The organism is Bacteroides sp. AM23-12 (genome assembly GCF_003434395.1).
Lineage (GTDB): Bacteria > Bacteroidota > Bacteroidia > Bacteroidales > Bacteroidaceae > Bacteroides > Bacteroides thetaiotaomicron.
On sequence record NZ_QTLF01000058.1, the window covers coordinates 1 to 11942 of the forward strand.

An 11942-nucleotide genomic window follows, 5' to 3' on the forward strand; every position below is an offset into this window, starting at 1 on the left:
TACGTCGGCGGACTGGACAAGGAAGGCCGCCCCGCCGACACACGGACAGATGCACAACGCACTGCCCTCATCCGACTGGTGAAATCTCTGCAACTGGCCTTCCCCAACGTGAAACAGGTCATCGGACACCGGGACACAAGCCCCGACCTCAACGGAGACGGCATCATCTCACCCAATGAATACATGAAAGCCTGTCCCTGCTTCGATGTGAAAAAGGAGTTCTAGGGAGTAGTTGTACGCAATAGTAACTCTATTCTCCTCCTTCGGGAAGGAGGAGTACCCGTAGGGGGAGGTGGTAGGTGAATGCATAATCCTATCATTCACAAAGAAATAGGTATAAACATTATTTCTCCTACCACCTCGGTCTGCGACCACTCCTCCTTCCCGAAGGAGGAGAATAGAGATAGAATCGACTTTCTAGTCACCCCCAATTGAGATAGAATCGACTTTTTAGTTACCCTCAGTTGAGAGACAGAACTGACTATCAAGTAGCTTATCACCATACTGAAATGAGCTAAATTAAAATTACCGATTCGCCTTATTCATTATTTATCATTCAATATCACTCTAAATATTCAAAAAGATGGCCCGTATTTCCAAACCCGGATTAGATTATTTCCCGCTCGATGTCAACTTCTTCCAAGACAGGAAGGTACGCCGCATTTCCAACCGTCATCATGCAGCAGGAATTGCCGCACTCACTTCCCTGCTCTGCCTCATCTACAAAGAAAAGGGATTTTATGTCGCATGGAATCAAGATACCTTGTTCGACATTTCGCAGGAAGTATGTTGCGAGGAGGAGGAGATGCAGGCCATCATCGACGACTGCCTGTCCGTCGGACTATTCGACACCTATATATATAAGGAGTACGGGATTCTGACTTCGCAAGCCATCCAAGAGCAATACCACAAAATCATTACCGACAGCCGAAGGAAATACAAACTCCCGCTGGAACGGTTTTGGCTCATCAAGGAAGGAGAGGATGGAACGGAAAATAATTCCGCAGAAATAAGAAATAATATAAATTCAAAAGGTACAGAAGTGTATGAAGCGGAAAGCCATATAGTAGGCGCAGAAGTCAACGCAATAAAAACAAGAATCAATATCACAGCTACAGAAGTTACTAAAACAAAGACAGGAATCGGCACGACAGGCACAAATATCCATGCAGCAGGCACAGGAATCAATGCTACAAAAACAGTGACCGACGAAGCAGCTATGAAAATTAATGCTGCAAAAAACCGAGAAATTGCAGCAACAATCCCACAAACAAAACAGGAAACGGATACAGAAATCGAAAGTAAATCGGAAACAGATACTGAGATTAAAAGCAAACCGGAAAGAGAAAGAGAAAGAGACAAAGAAAGGGAAAGACAAAGCAAAACCGAAAATGAATGGGAGAAGGATAGAGAGCAGCCGCCCGTTCCGTCAAACGGCGTTTTTCAGGCTGCGCCTGTTGCTGTCAAAGGTTTGTCTTTAGAAATCTCGTCCGGAAAAAGAGGGGAGGAAAATAAGGAAGAAAGAAGAAATGAAGGAATAGATCAGAAGGGAGAAACTAGATATAACGGAACCCAATACGAAAGAAACCAGCAGGAAGAAGCCAAGCACAACGGAACTCAGTACGAAAGAAACCAGCAGGAAGAAGCCAAGTACAACGGAACCCAATACGAAAGAAGTCAGCAGGAAGAAGCCAAGTACAACGGAACCCAATACGAAAGAAACCAGCAGGAAGAAGCCAAGCACAACGGAACTCAATACGAAAGAAACCAGCAGGAAGAAGCCAAGCACAACGGAACCCAATACGAAAGAAGTCAGCAAGAAGAAGCCCCGAACGAAAGCACTGCTTCCGGAGGATTCTCCGAATCCCTGCTACGCCTCAACATGGACGCCATCGGCATCCGGAACGAACCAACCGTGAAAGCCATCCTCGCCCTCGCCCGACGCAGAAAGCTGGGTGGTCCCTGCGGCACCTTATGGAAAGTCCTCAGCTCCGAATACCGCTCCACCCTGCTCAAAAAGAACGAGCCGGGCGACTACATCCTCTGGGCACTCAACCACTCGGCAGAATTTGAAGACACCTACAACGGCATCCTCAAAAAGCGAGTCAGAGGAAGATGAACATTTTTAAGAGGGAGATGAACATTTTTGAGCACCCACGTCATTTATTTCTCCCGCCAAACGCATCATAAAACAATAATTTATCCTATCTTTGTAGAATAAAGAAAAGCCTCTTCACTATACATGCGAAGAGAAACATCTCTTTACAACATAAAAGAGAAACAACCAAAACAATGAGCAAATTTATCAATCCGTTCACCGACTACGGATTCAAACTAATATTCGGCAGAGAAGTCTCCAAGAATTTACTAATCGAATTTCTGAACGACCTTCTCGAAGGTGAACGAGTGATAACCGACTTAACGTTTTTGAACAACGAACAGCTGCCGGACTACCCGGAAGGACGAGGCATCATCTACGATGTCTACTGCACCACGGACACGGGCGAAAAGATAATTGTCGAAATGCAAAACCGCATGCAGAGCAATTTTAAAGAACGCTCCATCTTCTATCTCTCCCGTGCCATCGTCAACCAGGGCCGGACGGGGCACGACTGGAAATTTGAAATAAAAGCTGTTTACGGAGTCTTTCTGATGAATTTCATCATGGACAAGAACATAAAACTCCGGACAGACGTTATTCTTGCAGACAAGGAGACAGGTGAACTCTTCTCGGAGAAGTTCCGGCAAATATTCATCGCCCTCCCCCTCTTCAAAAAAAGCGAAGAGGAATGTGAAACGAATTTTGAACGTTGGATTTATATATTAAATAATATGGAAACTTTAAAACGCCTGCCATTCAAGGCACGAAAAGCCGTCTTCGAAAAACTCGAAGAGATCGCTGATGTGGCTTCTATGTCTCCAAAGGAGAGAGAGCTATACGACAATAGCGTCAAAGTGTACCGGGATTATTTGGTGACAATGGATGCAGCGGAAAAGGAAGGAATAAAGAAAGGGATGGAAGAAGGGCTGAAGAAAGGACTTGAAGAAGGACTTGAGGAAGGCCTGAAGGAAGGCCTGAAGAAAGGTCGCGAAGAAGCCTTGAACATCTTTCAGACAGCCATCGACATGAAAAAGCAAGGAATTGACAATCAACTCATTGCCGAAAAGACCGGTCTGCCCCTATCGCTCATAGAAAGCCTCAAATAAAGGTAGAACCTAAGCATCCGCCCCCTGAAAACAAGCCAAGTACCTGCCCGAAAAAGATGACTGAGATCGAAAAAGAAAGGGAAAAGGTTGCGATTATAGTAAGTGAGCCGGGAAGCCAAGTTGCGGAAAGAAGCACTTATATTCTGATTTACAATAAGATAGAATAAAAAAGGAGGAAAAAGAGAGGCTATAAAATATCAATAAGTCTTAGAAGAACTTGGTACATTCGTGATTGTAAACTTACCATCAATATCCGTGATAGTACCAAGAGTAGTGCCATTCACCAATACCGAAGCACCTACAACAGGCAGGCCATCTTCCTCGGCGGTTACCACACCGGTAACTCGGGACGTCTGCGCTGTCACCAGACCTATACCCACAAAAAGGAAGGTCATAAAGAACATCAATTTTCTTTTCATAAATTCTCTCTTAAATTTAACCTATAAATAGACTTCTAGTCTCTAACAGGGTGCAAAGATAACACTATTTATATCAAAATTAAAAAAGTGTTACGTTTTTAACTATAAAGTATCATATTGAAAGAATTTAATCAGTATTTTGATAAAATGAGAAGATTTGAATGCGATTTTAATAATATTCAAATTACATTACACGACATAAAGATAGTGTTAAAATCGTTATTTTCATAAAATAACATCAGCGAATCATTCGAAATGCTATCTTTTTATCATTTTATGCCTTAAATAGCCCCAAAAACACTTAACGCTTCCCGAAAGGGCAACTCCCCGCCGTACCAAGTTCTTCTAAAACTTTGCGCGTTTCCTATGTAGGAATGGTTCCGCAGACAGTAACGATCAAACAGGGCGTTATCAACGTAGTATTAAAAAGTGACGCCAAAGCCCTGGACGAAGTCGTAGTAACGGCCATGGGTATCTCCCGCGAAAAGAAAGCGCTGGGCTACGCCGTTCAGGACGTGAAGTCCGAACAACTGACCCAAGCTTCCAACTCCAGCCTGGCAGGAGCGTTGCAAGGAAAAGTTTCCGGTCTGGATATCAAACCTTCGAGCGGTATGCCCGGAGCATCTTCACAGATCACGATCCGTGGCGCACGTTCTTTCTCCGGAGATAACACACCGCTTTACGTAATCGACGGAATGGCAGTGACCAGTACTCCTGACGTAGATACGGACATACAGAACAACGGTAGTGTAAGCGGTGTGGACTTTGCCAACCGCGCGGTAGATATCGACCCGAACGACATTGAAAGTATCAACATTCTGAAAGGACAGGCGGCTTCGGCACTTTACGGAATCCGCGCATCCAATGGTGTGATCATCATCACCACCAAAAGCGGTAAGGGACTGGAAAAAGGCAAACCCCAAGTCAGTTTCTCATCCAATGTCAGTTTTGACGTAGTCGGTCGCCTGCCCGAATTCCAAAAGACGTATGCACAGGGGTCCGGCGGAAGATACAGCCCAACTTCAGGATTATCCTGGGGACCTAAGATTTCTGAACTGTCCAACGATCCCAATTATGGCGGCAACACCGACAACGAATTCACTCAAAAGTATGGCATGCAATCCGGCAAATATTACGTGCCGCAGCGTGCTTCAGCAGGTCTTGACCCTTGGGCTACTCCACAGGCTTACGACAATACAAAAGAATTCTTCGAAACAGGTATCACTTGGAGCAACTCGCTGAACGTGGCACAAACGCTGGAAAAAAGTTCATACTCCGTTTCTCTTGGAAATACGCACCAAGACGGTATTATCCCCAAAACTGGCATGGACAGATACAACGTGAAAGTAAGCGCCGAAACGAAACTGACGAATAACTTCACAACCGGTTTTGCAGGAAACTACATCACGACTTCGATTGACAAGGCGGTAACGTCCGGAAACGGACTGCTGAGAACTGTTTACGCTTCGCCCGCAAGCTACGATCTGGCAGGTATCCCCAGCCATGTAGACGGCGACATTTATAAGCAAAACTCTTTCCGTGGAAATTTTGACAATGCCTATTGGGCTATTGACAACAACAAATACACAGAAGACACCAACCGTTTCTTCGGAAATGTATATGCCACTTATCAAACAGATTTCGGAACGGCCAACCATAAACTGAACGCGAAATATATGTTAGGTGTAGACGCTTATACCACTCACTACTCTGACAGCTACGGATACGGAAGTAACACCGGCGGCGGTCGCGGCCAGATAGAAAACTACGGTTGGACAAACGCTACCTACAACTCATTGCTGACCATCAACTACGACTGGCGCATCAATGACGACTGGGGATTGAACGCTGTAGCAGGTAACGAATTTATCCAGAGCAACAGAAAGAAATACTACGAATACGGAACAAACTATAACTTCGCAGGGTGGAATCATATCAACAATGCAACCACTCAGCTTACAGAAGAAGAAAGATGGAAAAACCGTACTGTCGGTTTCTTCGGCAACGTATCGGCTTCGTACAGAAACATGCTTTATCTGACTGTGACCGGACGTCAGGACTATGTGTCCAACATGCCGCGCAACAACCGTTCGTTCTTCTATCCCTCTGTGTCAGCAGGTTTCATCCTGACAGAACTTGATGAACTGAAAAATGATGTAGTCAACTACGCCAAACTGAGAGTTTCTTATGCGGAAGTAGGACAGGCTGGTGATTTCCTTGAGAATTATTACTCGACTCCCACGTACGGAGGAGGATTCTATTCGCTGACTCCCATCATGTACCCCATCAAAGGTACTACTGCCTATACCCCGTACTACACAATATTCGACCCGAATCTGAAACCGCAGAATACACGTTCGTACGAAATCGGTGCCGACGTGAACTTCTTCGACAACCTGATTACGTTGAATTATACTTATTCGCGTCAGAACGTCAAAGACCAGATATTTTCAGTGCCTTTGGCGTCTTCTACCGGTGCCAGCAAACTGTTGACAAACGGTGGTAAGATTCATACCGACACGCACGAAATCACATTGGGATTCAACCCGATCCGCACGAAGAATATCAACTGGGACTTCGGTTTCAACTGGACCAAAATCGACAACTATGTAGACGAACTGGCTCCGGGTGTGGAAAACATTTCACTGGGTGGTTACGTCACTCCACAGGTTCGTGCATCAGCAGGCGAAAAATTCCCTGTAATCTATGGCGTAGGATACAAGAGAGACGCTAACGGCAATCGTCTGGTAGACGAAAACGGTTTGCCTGTCGCCGGTGAGGCACAGGTGATCGGAAAAGTTTCTCCGGATTTCGTAATGGGTTTCAATACGTCATTGCGTCTGTGGAAATGTACCATCAGTGCTGTACTTGACTGGAAACAAGGTGGCCAGATGTACAGCAGAACTACCGGTTTGTCCGACTACTACGGCGTCAGCAAAAGAACAGAGAATCGGGAAGGCACGATCATCTTTGACGGTTACAAACAGGACGGAACCAAAAACGATATCGCCATCACCGGAGCCAATGCGCAACAAGTGTACTACAGCCGCCTGAACGATATTGACGAATCTTCTGTATACGACAACTCGTTCATCAAACTCCGCGAAGTGGCAGTAAGCTACAAAGTACTCCAGAAAAAGTGGATGGAACTTTCGGTGAATGCTTTCGCAAGAAATATCCTCGTCTGGGCACAGATGCCTGACCTTGATCCGGAAGCCAGCCAAGGAAACAACAATATGTCCGGAGCTTTCGAAGACTATTCAATGCCGCAAACAGCTAGCTTTGGTTTCGGCTTTAATATTAAATTTTAATCTGCAAGACAATGAAAAAATATAAATCAATAGGAAAATTGCTGGCAGTTTCTTTCTTTACTGCTGTCATTGCTTCTGCTTGTACGGAAGATGCAATGGACAAAGTCAACAAGAATCCCAATAACCCGCAGGATGCTCCGGCGAAGTTTTTGATAACAGACTTGGGAGTCAGCACTGCATTCAGCACAGTAGGAGGAGATTTTTCACTCTATTCGTCCGTTTACATGGAGCACGAAACAGGTATCGGCAACCAACTCTACCGGGCAGAAGTCCGCAGCGGAGAACCGACCACTGCCACGACCTACAACAATGCGTGGATCAGCGTTTACGCCAATATAAAGAATGCAAAGATTGTAATCAACAAGTGTCAGGAAGACCCATCGGAAAAAGGCAATGTAGTAACTGAAGCAATAGCCAGAATCCTTCTTGCCTACAATGGTGCGGTAGTAGCCGATGTGTTCGGAGACACACCGTTCAGCGAAACCGGAGTTTTAAATCCGGACGGCACACCGAAGTATATGCAACCTAAAATTGATTCACAAGAGTCTATCTACAAAGAAGTAATGCAGAACCTGGATGCTGCTATCACACTTTTGAAGGATGGAACAGCCGAAGACGAAGGATTATCAGGTGCAGTGGGATCAAAAGACCTCATCTACGGATCAGACCAAGATGCACAAGCCGGTCTGTGGCTTAAAACAGCTTATGCACTGAAAGCACGCTATACAATGCGTCTTCTTAACAAAAGCGCCAATCAGACCACCGATCTCCAAAACATTCTGACCTATGTAAGTAAATCATTTACCAATGCAAATGAAGAATGTAAACTGGACATTTATGACGGTGATTCCCAACTAAATCCCCTTTGGGCTTTCAGCTATAGCCGCAACAGCCTTGCAGCCAGCGAAAGTCTCATCGAGAAATTTGCAACAAGAAATGACCCGCGAGCTCCACGCTCATTTATCCAACCTGATCCTAGCGGAAATGTTGTATATGGAGGCGGTGCAAATCAAGCCACAACAATCGATGCCATCAACGTAGCTCCTAACGGCACCCCTCAGGAATTACAGAATAATTATGGCATGTCTATGGCCTCATGGGCTATGACCGCTCCCACACAACTGATCAGTTACCATGAAGTAAAATTCCTCGAAGCAGAAGCCCTGTGTCGTCTGGGTGGCAGAGTAGATGAAGCAAAAGCCGCTTTGAAAGATGCCGTTATCGCTGCATTTGCCAATTTGGAGAATACAGTTGCCGATGCCGCCAGAAACTGGCTGGGCGGGAAAGCCGATTTCTTGGGTGACGCCGTCGCCGAAGCCTATTTTGATAATGAAGTAGCTCCTCTTTTTGCCGCTAACCCATTAAAAGAAACAATGGTACAGAAATATCTCGCATTCTTTGGTGCATCCGGCGAATCTTTAGAAGCTTACAACGACTACCGCCGTATGAAAGGTGCGAACGAAAACTTAGTGGAACTGAAAAACCCGCTGAACTCTAACAAATTCCCGCTGCGTTTCGGTTACGGAGCAGACGATGTATTGGCAAATGTAGCCATCAAAGAAGCCTTTGGTGACGGACAATACGTATACTCCGAACCCGTTTGGTGGGCAGGTGGAAGCCGATAAAAATCGCTCTTAAAATCTCTCAAAGGAGAGACTTTACATAGAGTCGTTTCTGAACTCTAACAAATTAACGGAAACGAACAGAAATAGGCCGACCGTGAGGTCCGCCTATTTTACTTTTACAGCCGTCAGCTATTTGTTAATATCACAAATACAAAACAGGAAAAACACCCGAATTGTTATACCGTTTTTCTACTCAGCGATACCGTTTTACCGGATAAAGATCATGCTTGCCGGAGCAAAGACCGGTTTAACAAACAAAAAAGATCAGTCTACCGGACAAAAAAAGAGATCAGTCTACCAGACCAATTCGGGGAAATACTTCGTCAGCGTATTGCGCAGAATCGACAGTGTGATCGGTTTCACCAGCACTTCGCTCGCTCCTGCGTTCATCGCATTCTCCTTGTCAGAGCTGAAAGCGTAGGCGGTCTGCATGATGATAGGGATTTCCTTGTTTTCTCCGCGGATGATCTTCGTAGCATCCAGTCCGTTCATCACAGGCATTTTGATGTCCATCAGGATCGCTTTGGCCTCGTTGCCGTATTCCTTGAACAGTGCCACGATTTCTTCGCCATTCTTGGCCCACTGTATATCACATTTCTTTCCGATGATTGCTTTGATCAATTTGAAGTTGCTGTCGTCGTCCTCGGCCACTAAGATAAGAGGTCTGAATTCATTTGTTTGTCCGCCTTCCATATCGTTTCTATATTATTTTTAAAATTATTCTCTAAAATTACTTTTTAGTCAACATATTTCAGTTAATAATGTTTTTCAGCCCGCAAGTTATAAAAAAGATTGATATATTTCGCTATCTTTGCGCCTCAAATTATAAAGAATTGTATGATTTCGATAGACGGACTAGCCGTAGAGTTTAGCGGCACTACCCTATTTAGTGATATTTCTTTCGTTATTAATGAAAAAGACCGCATCGCCCTGATGGGAAAAAACGGAGCGGGAAAAAGTACCTTACTCAAGATTCTGGCAGGAGTCCGACAGCCTACCCGTGGCAAGGTTTCGGCCCCCAAGGATTGCGTAGTAGCCTATCTCCCGCAGCATTTGATGACGGAAGACGGCAGAACCGTGTTTGCCGAAACGGCACAGGCTTTCGCGCATCTACATGAGATGGAAGCACGGATAGACGCACTGAACAAGGAGCTGGAAACACGGACGGATTACGAAAGTGACAGCTACATGGCACTGATCGAGGAAGTGTCCGCCCTCAGCGAAAAATTTTACTCCATCGACGCAACCAATTACGAAGAGGACGTAGAGAAATCATTACTCGGACTCGGATTCACACGCGAAGATTTTCAACGTCAGACGAGCGACTTCAGCGGAGGCTGGCGCATGCGCATCGAGCTCGCCAAACTGCTGCTGCAAAAACCGGACGTACTCCTGCTTGACGAGCCGACCAACCACCTCGACATCGAATCGATCCAATGGCTGGAAGATTTTCTGATCAATAACGGCAAAGCGGTCATCGTGATCAGCCACGACCGCAAATTCGTGGACAACATCACCACCCGCACCATTGAAGTAACGATGGGCCGCATCTACGACTATAAAGTAAACTACTCCCAATACCTGCAACTGCGCAAGGAACGCCGCGAACAGCAACAGAAGGCTTATGACGAGCAACAGAAGTTCATCGCCGAAACGGAAGCCTTCATCGAACGTTTCAAGGGGACGTATTCGAAGACTTTGCAAGTGCAGAGCCGTGTCAAGATGCTGGAAAAGCTGGAATTGCTGGAAGTAGACGAGGAAGATACTTCGGCACTGCGGCTGAAATTCCCGCCTTCGCCCCGTTCGGGCAGTTATCCCGTCACGATGGAAGGTGTCGGAAAGACGTACGGCGACCATGTCGTGTTCCGCAACGCCAACCTGACAATTGAACGTGGCGACAAGGTGGCTTTCGTAGGCAAGAACGGTGAAGGTAAATCGACACTGGTGAAATGTATCATGAACGAAATCGACCACGACGGCACGCTGACGCTGGGACATAACGTACAAATCGGATATTTCGCGCAGAATCAAGCCTCGCTGATGGACGAAAACCTCACGGTTTTCCAGACGATTGACGACGTGGCAAAAGGAGAAATCCGCAACAAGATACGTGACTTGCTGGGCGCCTTCATGTTCGGCGGGCCGGAAGAATCTATGAAGAAAGTGAAAGTGCTTTCGGGTGGCGAACGTACCCGCCTGGCAATGATCAAGCTCCTGCTGGAACCGGTCAACCTCCTGATTCTGGACGAGCCGACCAACCACCTCGACATGAAAACCAAAGATATCCTCAAGCAAGCGCTGATGGATTTCGACGGCACCCTGATCGTCGTTTCGCACGACCGTGACTTCCTTGACGGACTGGTGACAAAGGTCTACGAATTCGGCAATAAGAAGGTGACGGAGCATCTTTGCGGCATCTACGAATTCCTCGAAAAGAAGAAGATGGATTCGTTGCAGGAACTGGAAAAGAAATAATAAACAATAAAAAGACATTATCTGCTTTAGGTGAAAGAAAAAGTATTTGTATATTTGTGCAAATTTAATAATAGACTTAGGTTCTGCAATAAAGGATGAAAGGGAAGAAACGATTCATAGTAACGATGCTATTCTTTATCAACATCATTATGTTGGTAGCCGCCGTTATTCCCCATCACCACCACCCCAACGGGATGATCTGCATGAAGCAGGACCAACCGGTAGAGCAGCAATGCCCCAACCACCATCATCACCCCGCAAGCGATTCATGTTGCAGCAGCGAATGCATGACCCGCTTCCACTCCCCCATCCCCTCCGTGCACACGGACAGCGGACCGAATTACGTATTCGTCGCCACCCTGTTTACGGATACGATCATCGAACATTTATTACGACCGCAGGAAAGACGAGTCAAAAATTACTACATCTATCGTGAATCCCTGCACGGTACGAAAATACCTCGTACCTCCTCACTTCGGGCCCCTCCCTACTCTGTTTTTGCGTAATAACGTAAATGCAAGCAAGTTGCATCTGCGTTACTCTATCTTTGTAGCGTACAAAAACAGTAAAACTTAGTAGGAAAACAACATTTATGAAGAAACTTATCTTTATAGGAGTCATAGGATTATTCGTCCTGGGCTCTTGCAATAGTAAAAATACTGGTCATGAAGGGCATGACCACGAGACCGTCACACACAATCATGATGAACACGAAGGACATGACCACGAAGCGGAAGGTCATGACCACGAAGCCGAAGGAGCCGACCATTCACACGAAGGTGAATGCAGCGGAGGACACGATCACGGCAAAGCTGCCACCAGCGAACCCGCCGGCGAGCACAGCGATGAAATCATCCTCCCGAAAGCGAAAGCTAACGCTGCCGGTGTAAAGGTAAATGCTATCA

6 protein-coding genes and 4 pseudogenes are annotated in these 11942 nt (G+C 46.0%); 8 read left to right on the forward strand and 2 right to left on the reverse strand.

Annotation, left to right across the window (positions count from 1 at the left end):
• The 3 genes and pseudogenes from DW640_RS22485 to DW640_RS22505 all read left to right on the forward strand — a co-directional run.
• Positions 1-225: pseudogene (locus tag DW640_RS22485) on the forward strand (N-acetylmuramoyl-L-alanine amidase); the annotation flags it as partial.
• Between the two features lie 358 nt (positions 226-583).
• A pseudogene (locus DW640_RS24470) lies at positions 584-1000 on the forward strand (DUF4373 domain-containing protein); the annotation flags it as partial.
• 1292 nt (positions 1001-2292) lie between these two features.
• Positions 2293-3207, forward strand: coding sequence for an Rpn family recombination-promoting nuclease/putative transposase (locus tag DW640_RS22505; protein WP_117578975.1), 915 nt, complete (start codon positions 2293-2295; stop codon positions 3205-3207).
• A 197-nt stretch (positions 3208-3404) separates the two neighbouring features.
• Here DW640_RS22505 and DW640_RS22510 read toward each other — a convergent pair whose 3' ends face one another.
• Complete coding sequence (locus DW640_RS22510) at positions 3405-3626, reverse strand: carboxypeptidase-like regulatory domain-containing protein (RefSeq protein WP_008766446.1); 222 nt, start codon at positions 3624-3626, stop codon at positions 3405-3407.
• Positions 3627-3967: 341 nt separating this feature from the next.
• Between DW640_RS22510 and DW640_RS22515 the strand changes: the two are divergent.
• Positions 3968-6937, forward strand: a pseudogene (locus DW640_RS22515) (SusC/RagA family TonB-linked outer membrane protein); the annotation flags it as partial.
• Between the two features lie 11 nt (positions 6938-6948).
• A complete protein-coding gene (locus DW640_RS22520; RefSeq protein WP_008761075.1) occupies positions 6949-8562 on the forward strand; it encodes a SusD/RagB family nutrient-binding outer membrane lipoprotein in 1614 nt (537 codons plus the stop codon).
• 294 nt (positions 8563-8856) lie between these two features.
• On the opposite strand, the gene DW640_RS22525 is transcribed toward DW640_RS22520, so the two are convergent.
• On the reverse strand, positions 8857-9255 hold the full coding sequence (locus tag DW640_RS22525) for a response regulator (RefSeq protein ID WP_008761074.1): 399 nt from the start codon (positions 9253-9255) through the stop codon (positions 8857-8859).
• A gap of 144 nt (positions 9256-9399) precedes the next feature.
• On the opposite strand from DW640_RS22525, the gene DW640_RS22530 reads away from it, so the two are divergent.
• The 3 genes and pseudogenes from DW640_RS22530 to DW640_RS22540 form a co-directional block, all read left to right on the forward strand.
• Positions 9400-11037: an ABC-F family ATP-binding cassette domain-containing protein gene (locus tag DW640_RS22530; protein ID WP_008761073.1), complete on the forward strand. Its 1638-nt coding sequence runs from the start codon at positions 9400-9402 to the stop codon at positions 11035-11037.
• 95 nt (positions 11038-11132) lie between these two features.
• Positions 11133-11543: a DUF6769 family protein gene (locus DW640_RS22535; protein ID WP_011108102.1), complete on the forward strand. Its 411-nt coding sequence runs from the start codon at positions 11133-11135 to the stop codon at positions 11541-11543.
• 86 nt (positions 11544-11629) lie between these two features.
• Positions 11630-11942, forward strand: a pseudogene (locus tag DW640_RS22540) (efflux transporter periplasmic adaptor subunit); the annotation flags it as partial.